This window comes from Daejeonella oryzae DSM 19973, assembly GCF_000422945.1.
GTDB classification, from domain to species: Bacteria; Bacteroidota; Bacteroidia; order Sphingobacteriales; family Sphingobacteriaceae; genus Daejeonella; species Daejeonella oryzae.
Genome location: NZ_AUHA01000003.1, coordinates 556,613 through 573,647 on the forward strand (window position 1 = coordinate 556,613; position 17,035 = coordinate 573,647).

The following is a 17,035-nucleotide window of genomic DNA, read 5'->3' on the forward strand; positions in this document are numbered from 1 at the left end:
TCAGTTAATTCAATCAAATTATTATTTGATAAATTAGCGGCATGAGAATATTCTTTATTTTTTTACTGGCCGGATTAACATTACAGGGCTGTAAAAACGAAACAAAAAGTGAATTACCCATTTTAGGCCACCGGGAACCGGTTGAACGGCAGGTAGAGGGCAAAACAGTAGTTGATACTATTTACCAAACTATAGAGCCCTTCTCCTATTTAAATCAGGATAGCACTTTGGTAACGGAAAAAGATTTTAACGGTAAAATTTACGTAGCGGATTTCTTTTTTACGAGTTGCAATACAATTTGCCCTGTTATGCATCGAAATATGCTGAATGTATATGAGAAATTTAAGGGAAATCCAAAAGTAAAATTCCTGTCTCACAGCATTGATTCTAAATATGATGTACCTTCCAAATTAAAAAAGTACGCCGATAAATTAGGTATCGAAGGAACTCAATGGGAATTCGTTCATGGTTCAAGCGATTCGATTTATAATGTATCAGCAAAAAATTATTTGGTTGCTGCGTACGAAGACAAAACAGATCCACAGGGATTTGTACACCAGGGATGGTTTATTTTGGTAGATGAAAACAAGCATATGCGTGGTGCCTATGACGGTACTAAAGATGATCAGGTAGAGCAAATGGTAGCTGATATGCAAATATTGCTGAATGAGAAGAAGACAAATGAGAAATAGAATATTGCTTATATCATTTTTCAGTTTCTCTTTATTTATACTTTTCGAATCATGCAGTAGCGAAGAGCAAATCAATTATCAACGCTATTATGTTAATGGCAAAGGTCTTTATGAACAGCATTGCCAGAATTGTCATGCAAAAGATGGTACAGGATTAAAAAGTTTATATCCGCCATTAACAGATACAAGCTACATTCAATCTAATAAAAATCAATTAAGCTGTATTATAAAATATGGATTAAATACTAAAATTGAAATAGCAGGTAAAGAATATCATGCGGAGATGCCCGCAAACGCACAACTTTCTGATATTGATATTGCTCAGTTAATTGTATATATCGGCAACTCTTTTGGAAATAAGATCGGGTATTATGATGCATCCGAAGCGAATGCTGATCTTAAAAATTGTAAATTTTAATTCAGTTATCAAATCAGGAATTATCCTAACTTTGCCAGGCAAGCCGTTCTATCGCTGTTCATCTTATGAAGAGAGGAAAGTCCGGGCAACACAGAGCATTCTGCTTCCTAACGGGAAGGATCCGGTTTGACCGGAGACGGAAAGTGCCACAGAAAATAAACTACCACGCCGATTAATCGGTGTGGAAAAGGTGAAAATGTGAGGTAAGAGCTCACGGTAGTATATGGCGACATATATTGCGGTAAACCCCAGGAGTTGAAAGACCAAATAGGCTAACGCACGTAGGGCTGCTCGTCCGATGTTAGTGGGTAGGTCGTTAGATCATATCAGCAATGATATGGCTAGATAAATGATAGAAATACTGCTTCGGCGGTAACAGAACCCGGCTTACAGGCTTGCTTTTTTTGAATACTTCAACCTGATAAAGACTTAGGTTATATTTAAACAATCATTATATTCGCAAAAAAAATTATGCCTTCCCCTTGGGATGGCATACAAATTTAATGTATGGCAAAAATCTTAATTATTGATGATGAGCGGGCAATTCGCAATACTTTACGTGAAATTCTGGAATACGAAGATTACCAGGTAGATGATATTGATAATGGAATTGAAGGATTAGAACTCATCAGGAAAAATGGTTATGATCTTGTTCTATGCGACATTAAAATGAATAAAATGGATGGAATGGAAGTGCTTACAGAAAGCATGAACATTCATCCTGATTTGCCATTTATAATGATCTCCGGACATGGAACGGTAGAAACAGCCATTGAAGCCAGTAAAAAGGGCGCTTATGATTTTATATCAAAACCACCCGATCTAAACCGTTTATTAATTACTGTCCGCAACGCCCTGGAACGCGGAAACCTGGTAACTGAAACTAAGGTTTTAAAAAGAAAAGTTAGCAAAACTCGCGAAATGCTGGGTCAATCCCCTGCGATTAGCCGCATTAAGGATACCATAGAACGTGTGGCACCAACTGATGCACGTGTTTTAGTTACCGGAGCCAATGGTAGCGGTAAAGAATTGGTAGCCCGATGGCTTCATGAGAAATCAAATCGTTGCAATGCACCGTTAATAGAAGTCAATTGTGCTGCCATTCCTTCAGAATTAATTGAAAGTGAATTATTCGGACATGAAAAGGGATCTTTTACTTCAGCAGTAAAACAACGTTTAGGAAAATTCGAATTAGCTAACGGTGGAACTTTATTTCTTGATGAAATTGGAGATATGAGTCTTTCTGCGCAGGCAAAAGTATTACGTGCATTGCAGGAAAATAAGGTTACACGGGTTGGAGGCGAAAAAGAGATTGATGTGGATGTACGTGTAATAGCTGCAACCAATAAGGATCTTCAGAAGGAAATTGAAGCTGGTAATTTCCGTATGGATTTGTACCACCGTTTAAGTGTAATTTTAATTCATGTCCCTCATTTAACTGAGCGACAGGATGATATTCCAATAATTGCACAAAGTTTTTGTAATGAAATTTGTGGTGATTACGGAATTCCGGTTAAGACCATCAGTGATTCTGCAATGGAAGCATTAAAAGCTATGCCATGGACCGGAAACATTCGTGAATTAAGAAATATGATTGAACGATTAATCATATTGAGTGAGAAAGTTATTACAGATGCTGATGTAAGAAATTTTGCAAATCCGGCTTCTCCTGCAACTCCTGTTGCTCCTACTAATGGAACAGCAAGTCCGCAAACAAACTTTGATCAGTTCACCAATTTTCAGGAATATAAAGATTCGGCAGAACGCGATTACATTAAATATAAACTTGAAAAAAACAATTGGAATGTATCAAAAACGGCTGATGATATCGAAATTCAGCGTAGTCATTTATACAGTAAGATTGAAAAATACGGCTTGAAAAGAGCTGAATTATAAAAAAGCTATTTATACAAATAATTACAAAAAATCCCGGTCACTTTAAGTGAACCGGGATTTTTTGTAATCCGTACCGATCAAATTATTGAAGTGGCTATATAGTAAATTTATACGCTCTTAATTTCTGCAACCAACTTTTGTAATACGTCTTTAGCATCGCCAAACAGCATAGAAGTTTTAGGATCAAAAAATAGTGCATTCTCTATTCCGGCATAACCGGGCTTCATACTACGCTTATTAACTACTACCAATTTTGCAAGCTCAACATCTAATACGGGCATGCCATATATCGGAGATGAAGGATCTGATTTCGCGGCAGGGTTTACGACATCATTTGCGCCAAGAATTAGTACTACATCAGTTGAAGGAAATTGCTCGTTCGCTTGTTCCATTTCCTGCAGTTTGGCATAATCGACATCCGCTTCGGCCAGCAACACATTCATATGACCGGGCATACGACCGGCAACAGGATGAATGGCATAACTAACCTCCACTCCTTTTTCAGATAAAACTTTTTCAAGTTCATGACAAACATGCTGAGCCTGAGCAACAGCAAGACCATAACCGGGTACGATAATTACTTTTTTAGCATAACTCATTACCACAGCAGTATCATTAATACTTATTTCTTTAATGTTTCCCTGATCTGAGAAACTACTGCTGCCGCTTTTTTGATTTACTCCAAATGAACCAATTAAAACATTGCTTAGCGGACGATTCATCGCTTTGCACATCAGAATGGTTAAGATGGTTCCGGCAGATCCCACCAAAATTCCTCCTGTCAGCATAACCGGATTATCATACAAAAAGCCTCCGCATGCGGCCGCTACTCCTGTAAAAGAGTTAAGTAAAGAAATTACAACAGGCATATCTGCACCACCTATCGGCAAGACAAAAAATAGCCCGTATATTAATGATAAAGCGAGTACAGCATAAAATATATATCCAAGACCGACCGGCGTACTGAATATGTAATACGCAGATGCAAGAATTATGAAAGCCAGAATTACAAGATTAACAATGTGCTGGCCGTTAAATGAGTAATCTTTAATCCGACCGTTTAGCTTTGCCCAGGCAACCATACTTCCTGCGAAAGAAACTGCTCCGATAATTAGTCCGGCGAAAATGATTAGCAAAGTAATATTCCCTGCAGGTTCTCCTGAATGATTGATATGGCCAAATTCTACAACAGAAATAAGTGCGGCACAAGCCCCTCCCATACCGTTAAATAAACTAACCATCTCTGGCATTGCCGTCATTTTTACCTTTCGGGCGGCCATCGTGCCGGCTACAGTACCAATAAACAAACCCGCAAAAATCCATGCATAATTACTAAGTTTTAGTCCGTTTTCCTGATATAAAAATATAGTTCCAAAGATGGCTATAGCCATACCTGCAGCGGCAATCAGATTACCTTTTCTTGCAGTTTCTGGATGGCTTAACATTTTTAGTCCGATTATGAAGGTTACCGAACCGATGAGGTAGCAAATTGTAAGTATGTTTATTTCCATATTTTTTTCTTAATCGGGATGAATTATTTCTTCTTTTTAAACATTTCCAACATTCTGTCGGTAACCACAAAACCTCCCACCACATTCAGAGTTCCTAAAATCACTGCTAAAAATCCTAAAATTAAAGCCAGATAATTATCAGATTCGGCCTTGCCCATCACGATGATTGCTCCGATAATTACAACTCCGTGAATGGCATTTGCACCGCTCATTAAAGGAGTGTGCAATACACTGGGTACCCGGCCAATCACCTCTATTCCTAAAAAAATACTGAGAATTACGATATAGATCATCTGCTGATGTATTGTAAACCAATTTAAAAGCTCTTCCATAGTTATTTTAATTTATCTGATCTTTTAGAGATTGTTTCACTCTGTCATTTATAATCTCACCCTGGTGTGTAATACATGCACCCTTTACAAGGTCATCTTCAAAATTTAAATTAAGTAAACCATCTTTAAGAATTAATTGCAGGAAATTAAAAACATTTTTCCCGTATAATTTACTGGCATCGGCGGGCATTCCTGAAGCCAGGTTTGAATTGCCTGTAATACTAACCTGATTGAAAATAACAGTCTCATTATTTTTGGTTTTAGCGGTATTACCACCTGTAGAAGCTGCCAGGTCAATAATTAAGGAACCGGGTTTCATTTTTTCTAGAATATCCTCAGTAATTAGTATCGGCGCTTTTCTTCCGGGTATTTGGGCAGTGGTAATGATTACATCTGCTTTAACAGATGCTTCAGAAATACGCTCCTGTTGCTTGCGCTGATAATCTTCTGTTTGTTCTACAGCATAACCTCCAGCAGATGAGGCATCGGCGGCACCTTCTACTTCTATAAATTTGGCCCCCAAACTCATTACCTCTTCTTTAACCGTGGGCCGTGTGTCAAAAACTTCTACTACTGCTCCTAAACGGCGGGCGGTTGCAATAGCTTGTAATCCGGCAACACCGGCACCCAGAATAAGAACTTTTGCTGGAGCAATGCTTCCGGCGGCAGTCATCAGCATGGGGAAATATTTAGGAAGATGCAATGCAGCCATTAATACGGCACGGTAACCGGCAATATTAGCCTGAGAACTTAATACATCCATTGTCTGGGCTCTGGTTGTTCTGGGCAGCATGTCTAAACTGAAAGTGCTCAAACCATTAGAAGTCCAGCTATTCACCAGATCATTCTGAGCGAGCGGAAAATAAGTACCAATAAGCACCGCATCTTTATTAAGCAGGCTGGTTTCTTCTGTGCTTAAAGGGTGTATGCAAAGCACTATTTCACAGTTTTTTAAAATTTCCTCCCTGCTTACTATTTCAGCTCCTTCTTCCCGATACTGTTCATCAGAAACAAATGCTTTCGAACCGCTACCTGCCTCTACTGCTACATTGATATTATGTTTTTTTAGCTGGTTGATATTTCCTGGCAACAAAGAAACCCTTGATTCATAAGATGGCTCACACAAAATTCCTATAGTCATTTACATTAAATGTTATGGTAAGCTTCTAAAATAATGAAAAGAATCTAGGGAGTGGTGAATAGCTGAAATATAATATGCAACAAGATGCTGAATATTATTCATTGAGCCTGTAATTATAACTTATATAATTATTAAGCCTCCTGCAATACTTATACTGATTTTTTGACCGCAAAAAACTATCTTTGCGCTTCGGATGAAGCATATACGTAACTTTTGCATTATTGCACACATCGATCACGGTAAGAGTACTTTAGCTGATCGATTATTAGAATACACAAATACAATTACCCAACGCGAAGCTCAGGCTCAGTTGCTGGATGATATGGATTTAGAACGCGAACGCGGAATTACCATAAAAAGCCATGCCATTCAGATGGATTATATTCAGGATGGACAGCCTTATATTTTGAATCTGATAGATACCCCGGGACACGTCGATTTTTCATATGAAGTATCCCGTTCTATTGCAGCCTGCGAAGGAGCGCTGCTAATTGTTGATGCCTCTCAGGGAATTCAGGCGCAGACAATTTCAAATCTATATCTAGCTTTGGAGCATGATCTTGAAATAATCCCAATCCTCAATAAAATGGATCTTCCCGGTGCAATGCCAGAGGAAGTGAAAGATCAGATTATTGAACTGATTGGTTGTAAACGCGAAGATATTATTCCTGCATCCGGTAAAACCGGAATGGGTGTTCATGATATATTAAGAGCTATCGTAGAGCGGGTTCCCGCTCCAAAAGGAAATCCGGAAGGTGAATTACAAGCTTTGATCTTTGATTCTGTATTTGATTCCTTTAGGGGAATTGTGGCCTACTTTAAGGTTTTAAACGGAGAAATCCGTAAAAAAGATAAAGTAAAATTTGTTGCTACTGGCAAAGAATATATTGCCGAAGAAGTAGGAACATTAAAGCTGAAGCAATTACCTAAGGATGTGATCAAAACCGGCGATGTTGGTTATATCATTTCAGGTATTAAAGAAGCCCGGGAAGTAAAAGTTGGAGATACAATTACTCATAAAGATCGTCCAAGTAAGGAAGCAATCAGAGGATTTGAGGAAGTTAAGCCGATGGTATTTGCAGGTATTTACCCTGTAGATACAGATGAATATGAAGAGCTGCGTGAAGCAATGCATAAATTGCAGCTAAACGATGCTTCCATTGTTTTCGAACCCGAATCTTCTGCAGCCTTAGGATTTGGTTTCCGATGCGGTTTCCTTGGAATGCTCCACATGGAAATTATCCAGGAACGTTTAGAACGCGAATTTGACATGACGGTTATTACAACCGTACCCAACGTATCTTACAAAGCTTTTACAACGAAAGGCGAAGAAATACATGTCAATAATCCTTCTGACTTGCCTGATCCGAGTAAACTGGAGTATGTTGAAGAACCTTTTATAAAGGCAAACATTATTACCAAGTCTGAATTTGTAGGACCTGTGATGTCACTTTGTATTCAGAAAAGGGGAGCAATTGTAAACCAGTCTTATCTCACATCCGACCGTGTAGAACTTGTTTTTGAGATTCCGATGGGTGAAATCGTTTTCGATTTTTACGATCGCTTAAAAACCATTTCCAAAGGTTACGCCTCATTTGATTATCATCAGATAGGTTATCGCCAGTCAGATCTGGTTCGTTTGGATATTCGTTTAAACGGCGAACCTGTGGATGCATTATCCTCTTTAATTCACCGCAGTAATTCATATGATTTTGGTAAGAGAATTTGCGAAAAGTTACGTGAATTAATTCCGCGTCAGCAATTTGAGATCATTATTCAGGCATCTATTGGCGCTAAGATCATAGCCCGCGAAACTGTTAAAGCCTTGCGGAAAGACGTTACGGCAAAATGTTATGGTGGTGATATCTCGCGTAAGCGGAAATTACTTGAAAAACAGAAAAAAGGTAAAAAACGTATGCGTCAGGTTGGTAACGTGGAAATTCCGCAATCAGCATTCATGGCGGTTTTAAAATTAGATTGATAAATTGGAGATCAAAGAGATTATACAATCTCAAATTTCGATACTCATAATTAAAAAAAATGCAACTACTCGACGGGAAATTTGTATCTGAAAAACTGAAGCAGGAAATTGCTCTTGAAGCAGCCGAAATTCTTGAAAGAACCGGACGCAAACCTCATCTGGTTGCAATTTTGGTTGGTAACGATGGTGGAAGTGAAACCTACGTAGCCAGCAAAATGAGAAACTGCGAAAAAGTAGGCTTTAACTCTACCCTTATTTTTTATGAAAATACAGTTACCGAAGCCGAAGTATTAAATAAAATTGAAGCGATTAACGTTGATCCGGATATTGATGGATTAATTGTGCAGTTACCTCTGCCCAATCATATTGATCCTGAAAAAATTACCGAGAAAATAAATTACAGGAAGGATGTGGATGGATTTCATCCAATTAATTTGGGGCGGATGCAGCGAAATCTTCCCTCGTTCATACCGGCTACGCCTTACGGAATTACGTTGATGCTTCAGGAATACGGAATTCAAACCGCAGGAAAGCATTGTGTTGTAATTGGAAGAAGCAATATTGTAGGTTCTCCAATGAGTATACTCATGGCTCAAAACAGCTCTACAGGTAATTGCACCGTAACTTTGTGTCATAGTAAAACACCTGATATTAAGAAATTTACCCTTGATGCAGATATTTTGATTGTTGCTATTGGTAAGAAAAATTTTATTACTGCCGATATGGTTAAGGATGGAGCAGTTGTAATTGATGTTGGGATGAACAGAGAAATTTCTGCAACTACTAAATCAGGATACAAACTTTACGGAGATGTAGATTTTGAAAATGTTGCCCCAAAATGTTCTTATATAACGCCTGTACCTGGTGGAGTTGGATTAATGACTATAGTCGGATTACTTAAAAATACTCTGGCATCTGCAAAAAGGGAGATTTACAAATAATCATATTTTGATTACAGGGTATTATTTATAAATCCAGATAAGATTCCGGAATAGATAAATCCGGACTTTCATCTTTCCAGATCATAGATGTAATCAACCATTTTCCATGAACATTTAGGTATTGAATATAATTGACGCCCTGTTTCCACTTACCGTTGGAGATAGCAGATGAAGTATATTCATATACACTTATTCTTTGAGCAATTATTCCAAATATTTCTGTTTGGTCAGATATTTCCTGCTGGGTAAAATGGGTGGCATTCCCTGATTCAATTTGCGCCATCAGCGAATGCGAAAAGGTTTGAACCGTAAAATCTAATACCTGATCGAAATTTGCATTAATAAGTTTCCCGTCTCCAAAAAACAATTCTTTAAGCTGATCTAAATTTGGGAAGTGTTCCGTATTAAAGCTGATGCTCTGATAAAAGCGTTCTGTTAAATGATCAATTTCCTGAATAGTCATAATCGAAATAGTTTTTTAAAAAATGTCCACTTCTCTTTAAAACCGATATAAATCCCGTCTTCCAAAACCTTAACAGGATAGGTTGTCAGATAGTCTCCCTGACCTTCTGCTCCCCGACCCGTTTCAAGGTCGTATTCATAACGATGGTAAGAGCAAATAAGTTTTTTTTCTTTACAAAAGCCTAAAGTGAGATCAGCGCCGGCATGAGGACAGCGATTCTGCACCGCAAAGAATTCCTGGTTGACTTTAACAACGCAAAATTTACGACCCTCAACTTGAAGTAGTTTAATAAAGTTGGGCTCATTTAAAACTTCTAATGAAAAAATCCGAAACCATTTAAGCGGCATAACCTGATAGTTAATCTGTAATTCTGAATTGTCAGTTCCATCAAACCTGGATTAAACTGTCAAAACCGTGTCTCAATTAAGTAATTGGCGTACACCATTCTATTAATGTACCTATATTTGCAGCCTAAATTACACAATGGCACATCAAATCCCAGCAGACGGCACTTTATTACCTTTAATGGAAGAATTTTACACAATTCAGGGTGAAGGATTTCATTCAGGTAAAGCAGCATATTTTATTCGCCTTGGCGGATGCGATGTAGGCTGTCATTGGTGTGATGTAAAGGAAAGCTGGGATGCAGAACTTCATCCGCTAACATCTGCAGATCAAATCATAGAAAATGCGGGCATGTATCCCGGAAAAGCGGTTGTTATTACAGGTGGCGAGCCTTTAATCTACAATTTGGATTATCTTACAAAAGGCTTGCAGCAAAGAGGTATTAAAACTTTTATTGAAACGTCGGGAGCCTACCCTCTTTCCGGATCATGGGACTGGATCTGTTTATCCCCCAAAAAATTTAAAGGTCCAAAAGCAGAAGTTGCCCAGGTTGCCGGAGAATTAAAGGTAATTATTTTTAATAAAAGTGATTTTGCCTGGGCAGAGGAAAATTCAAAACTAGTTTCGGAAGACTGTAAACTATATTTACAGCCTGAATGGTCAAAGGCAGATATCATTACTCCCTTGATTATAGACTACGTTAAAAATAATCCCAGATGGGAAATATCATTGCAAACTCATAAGTATTTGAACATTCCCTGATATTAGTTGTTACAACTTATATTTAAAGAATGAATCAAGTACATATGAAAACTTCTCTATTATTTTTAGCAATTATTGCTTCCCTTTTGCTGGGAAAGCACACATACGCTCAAAGAATTAATACCAATTATTCTGACGGAGCTACCAAACTCCAGGGATATTTTGCAAAGGCAAAAACGAACCAAAATAAAGCTCCGGGTGTGGTAATTATTCCGCAGTGGATGGGTTTATCAGATCATGAAAAAAAATCTGCCGATAAACTGGCCTTACTGGGATACCATGCTCTTGCTGCCGATATTTATGGTGAAGGTGTAAAACCGAAAGATGCAAAAGAAGCTGGTGAGAAATCTGGCTATTACAAAAATAATTACAAGGTCTACCAATCACGAATTAAAGCGGCAATTGATGAGCTTATTAAAAAAGGTGCTAACCCGGATAAAATAGCTGTTATTGGTTATTGTTTTGGTGGCGGAGGTGCTATTGAAGCAGCCCGTGCAGATTTTCCGGTTAAAGGGGTTGTATCTTTTCACGGTAGTTTAGGAAAAGATAGCAGCAGAGTAAATGATGCGATTAAGACTAAAGTTCTGGTATTGCATGGAGCGGATGATCCATTCATTTCCTCAGATGAAATCAAGAATTTTCAAAAGGAAATGAGAGATGGAAAAGCAGATTGGCAAATGATTTATTACGCAAATGCTGTACACGCATTTACTCAACCGGAAGCAGGAAATGATAACTCCAAAGGTGCCGCTTATAATGAGCTTGCCGCCAAGAGATCATGGGAACATTTAAAATTATTTCTGACAGAAATTTTTCAATAGATTTTTGCCGGATCAATATTCAGGATTAATAGATTATTAGTCCTGAATATTTTTTAACTTCATCACCTGTATAATATATGGGTTTAATCTGCATGAAATCAACTTTTCTTCTTTCTATACTCCTGCTTTTTGCCCTTTCTGCTTTTAGTCAAAAAAAGACCTCTGATAATAAACAAGCTCAGAAAGCTTATGCTATAGCAAATCAGAATATTTCATACAAATTTTATGATAAAGCACTTGCCTCTTTAAAAGAAGCGGTGTCTTTGGATGAAAAATTTACCGCTGCCTTCCAGCAAATGGCCGACATATACAGAAAGCTATCTGATCCCAAAAATGCAAAAATTAATTATCTTAAAGTAATAGAAATTGATCCTGAATTCCTCCCCTTAACTTATTATGGTCTTGCTGAATCTGAATTGAATACCGGAGATTATTCGAATGCCTTAAATCATTTTGAAAAATATATTTCCTATCCCGGACTATCAGAAACCAGCAAAAAAACGGTATTAAAATATATAGAAGATTGTCGCTTTAGCCTGGAAGCTATTAAAAATCCTGTAAATTTTAAGCCGGTAAATCTTGGAAATTCAATAAATACCAAAGAACAGGAATATCTGCCGGTTGTAACTGCCGATGAAGAAACGCTGATATTTACTCGTCAGGCAAACCGCAATGAAGATTTTTATAGAAGCATTAAGAAGGATGGCTCCTGGACTATTTCTGAAAATCTAAGCAGGAATATTAATACTGCGATTTACAACGAAGGAGCGCAAAGCATTTCGCCTGATGGATTGTATATGTTTTTTACAATTTGTAATCGACCTGATGGTTTAGGCAGGTGCGATATCTACTTATCTAAAAGAGATGGAAAAAACTGGAGTACACCATTTAATATCGGAGCTCCTATTAATACTCCCGGCTGGGAATCTCAGCCATCTATTAGTGCCGATGGCAAAACGCTTTATTTTGTTAGTACCCGGCCCGGCGGTGTAGGAGGTTATGATATTTATAAATCTGATTTGAAGGAAGGAGGATCCTGGTCAGTTCCTGAAAATTTAGGTCCTAATGTTAATACCGTTTACGATGAGCAATCCCCTTTTATACATCCCGATGATGAGACCTTATATTTTTCTTCTAACGGTTGGCCAGGCCTCGGAAATAAAGACTTATTTATAAGCCGCAAGAACAGTAAGAATAAAACCTGGCAAAAGCCACAAAATTTGGGATATCCCATCAATACTTTTGGTGAAGAAAGTGGGTTGATAATAAGCAGCAATGGGAAAACCGCTTTTTTCGCATCAGATAATAAACAAGGCTTTGGAGGTTTGGATATCTACTCATTTGATCTTCCTGCTAATTTAAGACCTCTTGAAGTAACCTACGTTAAGGGGTCCGTATTTGACAAAACCTCGAAAAAAGTTTTAGATGCGAAAGTCCAGATCATAAACCTCTCATCAAATACTTCGGTCTACAATGAAATTTCAGATGTCGAAACCGGAGAATTTATGGCCACCATGGCTGCCGGTAAAACCTATGCATTAAATGTTTCGAAAGATGGGTATTTATTTTACTCAAAGAATTTTTCACTTAAAAACAGTGAACTCAACAAACCCTATAATATTCAAATTCCACTTCAAAAAATAGAAGTTGGAGGTATGGTAACTCTCAATAACATATTTTTTGAAACCAATAAATTTTACTTACTCCCGGAATCTAAAGTAGAATTGCAGGATCTGATTAATTTCTTAAACGACAATCCAAAAATATCAGTTGAAATTGCGGGACATACAGACAATTTAGGTGATGAAAAGATGAATCTTACTTTATCGGAAAGCAGAGCTAAAACTGTTTATAACTATTTGATAAATAATAAAATATCTGCTACCAGATTAACTTATAAAGGATATGGAAAATCAAAACCTGTAGCAGATAATTCCACCGAAGAAGGGCGCAAAAACAACCGAAGAACAGAATTTAAAATCACTAAAAATTAATGACACAGAACTACAAAAACCACTCACGTCTGGTTACAGGCTATCACAAAATTTTAGGTCCGCTATTGCTTGCAGGCCTTATCGGATCAATTGTTAATCTTGTTAAAAAGATAGATAGTGGAGATGTTTATTCAGCCAGTTTATTGTTCTTACTTTTTATTTGTGGCTTATTATTATACTGGTATACTCGTGCATTTCCTTTAAAAGCACAGGACCGTGCCATAAGATCTGAAGAAAATTTCAGGTATTATATTCTTACCGGTAAACCACTTCCGGAAGCATTGCGCATGAGCCAAATAATAGCACTTCGCTTTGCTTCTGATGCTGAATTCCCCGAACTCGTTCAATCTGCTATACAGAATAATTTAAGCGGAAAAGCTATAAAAGAATCAATAAAACTCTGGAAGGAAGATAACTACCGGGTTTAATTACAAGATTGCTTCTCTGATTCGCACCAGCTTAACAAGCAATTCTTCTAAATTATTTAACTGCAGCATATTTGCCCCATCTGATTTGGCATTAGCGGGATCAGGATGGGTTTCAATAAACAATCCATCTGCGCCTACTGCAATGGCAGCTTTTGCTATTGTTGTAATCAATTCAGGCTTACCACCGGTTACCCCGCTAACCTGATTGGGCTGCTGCAAAGAATGAGTACAATCCATTACAACAGGTACATTAAAAGCTCTCATCTCCGGTATGCCCCGATAATCTACGATAATATCCTGGTAACCAAAAGTATTGCCGCGATCTGTAAGTATTACATTGGGGTTGCCCGATTCCTGTATTTTATCGACAGCAAATTTCATGGATAAAGCCGAGAGAAATTGTCCTTTCTTAACATTCACCACTTTACCGGTTTTTGCAGCTGCGATTAGTAATTCTGTTTGACGGCATAAAAATGCAGGAATTTGAAGAATATCAACATATTCTGCAGCAATTGAAGCTTCAACACTTTCATGAATATCCGTTACCACCGGAACGCCAAATTCACGGCTAACTTTAGCTAAAATTTTTAAAGCTTTTTCATCACCAATACCGGTAAAAGAATCTAAACGCGAACGATTAGCTTTGCGGTAAGAGCCTTTGAAAACAAACGGTATTTTTAATTTATTAGTAATTCCAATAATTTTTTCTGCGATCCTTAAGGCGATTTCTTCGCCTTCAATTACACATGGGCCTGCCATTAAGAAAAAATTAGTTGAATCTGTATGCTGAATTTTAGGAATATTATGAATTATTCTCGTCATTTTTTCTTTTTAACTGGATATAAAAAAGTGTTTCGATCATTAAATAAAGAATGAACAAAAAGCTGAATATAATTACGCTGTAAGAAACTACGAAATAAGAGTCGTAGATATTAATATCAATAGATTCTAAGGAATAAAAGCTGCTTAGGGCTATGGATAACAATGACAGAAAAATAACCATTATTACAAGCCTCGATCGGAATCCTTTTAACATTAATTGCCCATTTCAGATAAAAATTTGATGCGCATAAGCTGAATCTCTTCGAATGAATAATCCTCGTCGCCCAGCTCATTTAATGCGTTATCTATAGAATCAACCTCGGTAGTTCTAAAATAGTCATAGACTTCTTCCTGGCGATCCTCATCAATAATATCGTCAATATAATAATTCAGGTTAAGTTTTGTTCCCGAATTAACAATTGTTTCAACTTCTTTAAGAATCTCTTCGTACGACATTCCTTTTGATGAAGCAATATCTTCAAGTGCAATTTGCCGGTCAATATTTTGGATGATAGAAACCTTTAAAGCTGATTTATTGGCTGCAGATTTAATAACCAGGTCATTTGGCCGGTCAATGTCATTCTCCTCTACATAAAATTTAATGAGCTCTATAAAAGGCTGACCAAATTTTGATGCTTTGCCGGCTCCAACTCCCTGAATTTGCTTTAATTCCTCAATGCTAATTGGGAAATGAGTGCACATCTCTTCTAAAGATGGATCCTGGAAAATTACGAAAGGCGGCAGATTTTTTTGCTTGGCAATCTTTTTTCGAAGATCCTTAATCATCATTAATAAATGAGTATCCAGGGCTCCAAACTGCTGCTGGCCATCTTCCGAATCATCCTGAGCAGTTTCAACAAAATAATTTAAAATGAATTTAACGGCATGAGGAGATTCAATAAATGCACGTCCCGACTTTGTAAGTTTTAATAAACCGTAATTATCAACGTCTTTCGACAGATAATTATTAAGAACAGCTTGCCGCATTAAAGATTTCCAGAGAATTTCGCCTTCCTCCTGCCCGGATTTAAATTCAGGTAACTGATTGTGCTTGTAGGATAAAATCTGAGCATTTTCAATCCCCAGCATAATGTTGATCATATACTGATCATCAAACTTCTCCCCAAGCTGCTCAGTTAATTTTAAAACACGCAGCAATGGTTCTTCTGCCGCGAAATATTTCTTTGGATGGCGGCAATTGTCGCACATATTATTGCAGCCCGCTTCATTAAAGTTTTCGCCAAAATAATGAAGTATTTGCTTTCTTCTGCATACCGATGATTCTGCATAATCAATTACTTCTTTCAAAATTTGCGTACCGATCTCTCGTTCAGAAACCGGCTTATCTTTCATAAACTTTGTGAGCTTATCGATATCTTTCTGAGAATAGAATGCTATACAAACTCCTTCGCCCCCGTCCCGGCCGGATCTTCCGGTTTCCTGATAATATCCCTCCATGCTTTTTGGAATGTCATGGTGGATTACATAGCGAACATCGGGTTTATCAATTCCCATTCCGAATGCTATAGTCGCAACGATCACATCAACATCCTGCATCAAAAAATTATCCTGAGTTTCAGAACGTGTTTTTGGATCTAAACCTGCGTGATAAGGCAAGGCCTTTATACCATTTAATCGTAATGCTTCTGCAACTTCTTCAACTTTCTTACGACTTAGGCAATATACTATGCCTGATTTTCCTTCCTGACTTTTAACATAGCGTACAATCTCTTTAATGACGTCACGTTTTGCCCGTACTTCATAATATAGATTCGGCCTGTTAAATGATGATTTAAAAAGCACCGCACTGTTCATCTGCAAAGTTTTTTGAATATCCTGCTGAACTTTAGGAGTGGCTGTTGCAGTTAAAGCAATTATTGGAATATTATCACCAATATTATTTATAACCTGGCGGATTTTCCGGTATTCGGGTCTGAAATCATGGCCCCATTCAGAAATACAATGGGCTTCATCAACGGCTACAAAAGAAACAGTTATGGACTGAAGAAACTCAACATTTTCTAATTTAGTGAGTGACTCGGGAGCTACGTATAATAGTTTAGTATCGCCATTGCTGACATCCTGTTTTACTTTGGCAATCTCTGCTTTATTTAATGATGAATTTAAAAAATGGGCAATGCTTTCTGTACCTCCAAAAGCCCTTAACTGATCTACCTGATTTTTCATCAGAGCAATAAGAGGAGAAATCACCAAAGCAGTACCATCACTCATTAAGGCTGGCAATTGGTAACAAATAGATTTGCCTCCGCCGGTAGGCATAATAACAAACGTATCTTTTTTCTGAAGAATACTTGTTATGATGGCCTCCTGGTCACCTTTAAAATTATCAAAGCCAAAGAAATTTTGTAAATTATCAAATAATGATTTGTTGATCTCCATCGTCCTACTGGAAAAAATTGGAAAGGGTATTAATAAATATAAAAGGTTAAAATTATATATAAAATAACATAGTTTTGCGGTTTAATCG

16 protein-coding genes and 1 other RNA gene are annotated in these 17,035 nt (G+C 37.5%); 10 read left to right on the top strand and 7 right to left on the bottom strand.

From position 1 onward, the window contains the following. The first annotated feature begins 41 nt into the window (after positions 1–41). From G521_RS0109995 to G521_RS0110010, 4 genes are all read left to right on the top strand, one after another. A complete protein-coding gene (locus G521_RS0109995) occupies positions 42–692 on the top strand; it encodes an SCO family protein (RefSeq protein ID WP_026898413.1) in 651 nt (216 codons plus the stop codon). After that, positions 682–1,110: a c-type cytochrome gene (locus G521_RS0110000; RefSeq protein ID WP_026898414.1), complete on the top strand. Its 429-nt coding sequence runs from the start codon at positions 682–684 to the stop codon at positions 1,108–1,110. The genes G521_RS0109995 and G521_RS0110000 overlap by 11 nt, the downstream gene beginning before the upstream one ends. Positions 1,111–1,145: 35 nt before the next feature. Then, positions 1,146–1,516, top strand: an RNA gene (rnpB, locus tag G521_RS17805) — RNase P RNA component class A. A gap of 101 nt (positions 1,517–1,617) precedes the next feature. Beyond that, positions 1,618–3,006, top strand: coding sequence for a sigma-54-dependent transcriptional regulator (locus G521_RS0110010; protein WP_026898415.1), 1,389 nt, complete (start codon positions 1,618–1,620; stop codon positions 3,004–3,006). 107 nt (positions 3,007–3,113) lie between these two features. Here the strand turns inward: G521_RS0110010 and G521_RS0110015 are convergent, their stop codons facing one another. Genes G521_RS0110015 through G521_RS0110025 form a run of 3 tightly spaced genes read right to left on the bottom strand, consistent with a single transcriptional unit; the run spans position 3,114 to position 5,990 of the window. Continuing rightward, a complete protein-coding gene (locus tag G521_RS0110015) occupies positions 3,114–4,517 on the bottom strand; it encodes an NAD(P)(+) transhydrogenase (Re/Si-specific) subunit beta (RefSeq protein WP_026898416.1) in 1,404 nt (467 codons plus the stop codon). A gap of 23 nt (positions 4,518–4,540) precedes the next feature. Then, positions 4,541–4,849 carry an NAD(P) transhydrogenase subunit alpha gene (locus G521_RS0110020; protein WP_026898417.1) on the bottom strand — a complete coding sequence of 103 codons (309 nt, stop codon included), beginning with the start codon at positions 4,847–4,849 and terminating at the stop codon, positions 4,541–4,543. A 7-nt stretch (positions 4,850–4,856) separates the two neighbouring features. After that, positions 4,857–5,990, bottom strand: a complete 1,134-nt coding sequence (locus G521_RS0110025) for a Re/Si-specific NAD(P)(+) transhydrogenase subunit alpha (protein ID WP_026898418.1) — start codon at positions 5,988–5,990, stop codon at positions 4,857–4,859. A 193-nt stretch (positions 5,991–6,183) separates the two neighbouring features. Here G521_RS0110025 and lepA point away from each other — a divergent pair, with 193 nt between their 5' ends. Continuing rightward, positions 6,184–7,971: a translation elongation factor 4 gene (lepA, locus tag G521_RS0110030; RefSeq protein WP_026898419.1), complete on the top strand. Its 1,788-nt coding sequence runs from the start codon at positions 6,184–6,186 to the stop codon at positions 7,969–7,971. A 59-nt stretch (positions 7,972–8,030) separates the two neighbouring features. Then, positions 8,031–8,912 carry a bifunctional 5,10-methylenetetrahydrofolate dehydrogenase/5,10-methenyltetrahydrofolate cyclohydrolase gene (locus tag G521_RS0110035; protein ID WP_026898420.1) on the top strand — a complete coding sequence of 294 codons (882 nt, stop codon included), beginning with the start codon at positions 8,031–8,033 and terminating at the stop codon, positions 8,910–8,912. A 25-nt stretch (positions 8,913–8,937) separates the two neighbouring features. Here G521_RS0110035 and G521_RS0110040 read toward each other — a convergent pair whose 3' ends face one another. Both G521_RS0110040 and G521_RS0110045 read right to left on the bottom strand, forming a co-directional pair. Next, positions 8,938–9,375: a hypothetical protein gene (locus G521_RS0110040; RefSeq protein WP_026898421.1), complete on the bottom strand. Its 438-nt coding sequence runs from the start codon at positions 9,373–9,375 to the stop codon at positions 8,938–8,940. Further along, positions 9,372–9,722, bottom strand: coding sequence for a Rieske (2Fe-2S) protein (locus G521_RS0110045; protein ID WP_026898422.1), 351 nt, complete (start codon positions 9,720–9,722; stop codon positions 9,372–9,374). Before G521_RS0110045 ends, G521_RS0110040 begins: the two co-directional genes overlap by 4 nt. Before the next feature lie 136 nt (positions 9,723–9,858). Here G521_RS0110045 and G521_RS0110050 point away from each other — a divergent pair, with 136 nt between their 5' ends. The 4 genes from G521_RS0110050 to G521_RS0110065 all read left to right on the top strand — a co-directional run bounded on the left by G521_RS0110050 (position 9,859) and on the right by G521_RS0110065 (position 13,725). Further along, positions 9,859–10,482 carry a 7-carboxy-7-deazaguanine synthase QueE gene (locus G521_RS0110050; RefSeq protein ID WP_026898423.1) on the top strand — a complete coding sequence of 208 codons (624 nt, stop codon included), beginning with the start codon at positions 9,859–9,861 and terminating at the stop codon, positions 10,480–10,482. A gap of 44 nt (positions 10,483–10,526) precedes the next feature. Continuing rightward, positions 10,527–11,303, top strand: coding sequence for a dienelactone hydrolase family protein (locus G521_RS0110055; protein ID WP_026898424.1), 777 nt, complete (start codon positions 10,527–10,529; stop codon positions 11,301–11,303). A gap of 92 nt (positions 11,304–11,395) precedes the next feature. After that, on the top strand, positions 11,396–13,297 hold the full coding sequence (locus G521_RS0110060; protein ID WP_026898425.1) for an OmpA family protein: 1,902 nt from the start codon (positions 11,396–11,398) through the stop codon (positions 13,295–13,297). After that, a complete protein-coding gene (locus G521_RS0110065; RefSeq protein WP_026898426.1) occupies positions 13,297–13,725 on the top strand; it encodes a DUF6526 family protein in 429 nt (142 codons plus the stop codon). Before G521_RS0110060 ends, G521_RS0110065 begins: the two co-directional genes overlap by 1 nt. On the opposite strand, the gene kdsA is transcribed toward G521_RS0110065, so the two are convergent. Beyond that, positions 13,726–14,547 (bottom strand): 3-deoxy-8-phosphooctulonate synthase, encoded by an 822-nt coding sequence (gene kdsA, locus G521_RS0110070; protein ID WP_036678847.1) that lies wholly within the window; start codon positions 14,545–14,547, stop codon positions 13,726–13,728. Positions 14,548–14,760: 213 nt separating this feature from the next. Beyond that, complete coding sequence (gene recQ, locus G521_RS0110080) at positions 14,761–16,947, bottom strand: DNA helicase RecQ (protein ID WP_026898429.1); 2,187 nt, start codon at positions 16,945–16,947, stop codon at positions 14,761–14,763. Positions 16,948–17,035 lie beyond the last annotated feature (88 nt).

Bases quoted from the DNA above. Each gene is read 5' to 3' on its own strand.
- kdsA (WP_036678847.1), bottom strand. From the start codon at position 14,547: ATGACGAGAATAATTCATAATATTCCTAAAATTCAGCATACAGATTCA.
- recQ (WP_026898429.1), bottom strand. From the start codon at position 16,947: ATGGAGATCAACAAATCATTATTTGATAATTTACAAAATTTCTTTGGC.
- lepA (WP_026898419.1), top strand. From the start codon at position 6,184: ATGAAGCATATACGTAACTTTTGCATTATTGCACACATCGATCACGGT.
- G521_RS0110050 (WP_026898423.1), top strand. From the start codon at position 9,859: ATGGCACATCAAATCCCAGCAGACGGCACTTTATTACCTTTAATGGAA.
- G521_RS0110065 (WP_026898426.1), top strand. From the start codon at position 13,297: ATGACACAGAACTACAAAAACCACTCACGTCTGGTTACAGGCTATCAC.
- G521_RS0110035 (WP_026898420.1), top strand. From the start codon at position 8,031: ATGCAACTACTCGACGGGAAATTTGTATCTGAAAAACTGAAGCAGGAA.
- G521_RS0110020 (WP_026898417.1), bottom strand. From the start codon at position 4,849: ATGGAAGAGCTTTTAAATTGGTTTACAATACATCAGCAGATGATCTAT.
- G521_RS0110060 (WP_026898425.1), top strand. From the start codon at position 11,396: ATGAAATCAACTTTTCTTCTTTCTATACTCCTGCTTTTTGCCCTTTCT.
- G521_RS0110025 (WP_026898418.1), bottom strand. From the start codon at position 5,990: ATGACTATAGGAATTTTGTGTGAGCCATCTTATGAATCAAGGGTTTCT.
- G521_RS0110010 (WP_026898415.1), top strand. From the start codon at position 1,618: ATGGCAAAAATCTTAATTATTGATGATGAGCGGGCAATTCGCAATACT.
- G521_RS0110040 (WP_026898421.1), bottom strand. From the start codon at position 9,375: ATGACTATTCAGGAAATTGATCATTTAACAGAACGCTTTTATCAGAGC.
- G521_RS0109995 (WP_026898413.1), top strand. From the start codon at position 42: ATGAGAATATTCTTTATTTTTTTACTGGCCGGATTAACATTACAGGGC.
- G521_RS0110055 (WP_026898424.1), top strand. From the start codon at position 10,527: ATGAAAACTTCTCTATTATTTTTAGCAATTATTGCTTCCCTTTTGCTG.
- G521_RS0110000 (WP_026898414.1), top strand. From the start codon at position 682: ATGAGAAATAGAATATTGCTTATATCATTTTTCAGTTTCTCTTTATTT.
- G521_RS0110045 (WP_026898422.1), bottom strand. From the start codon at position 9,722: ATGCCGCTTAAATGGTTTCGGATTTTTTCATTAGAAGTTTTAAATGAG.
- G521_RS0110015 (WP_026898416.1), bottom strand. From the start codon at position 4,517: ATGGAAATAAACATACTTACAATTTGCTACCTCATCGGTTCGGTAACC.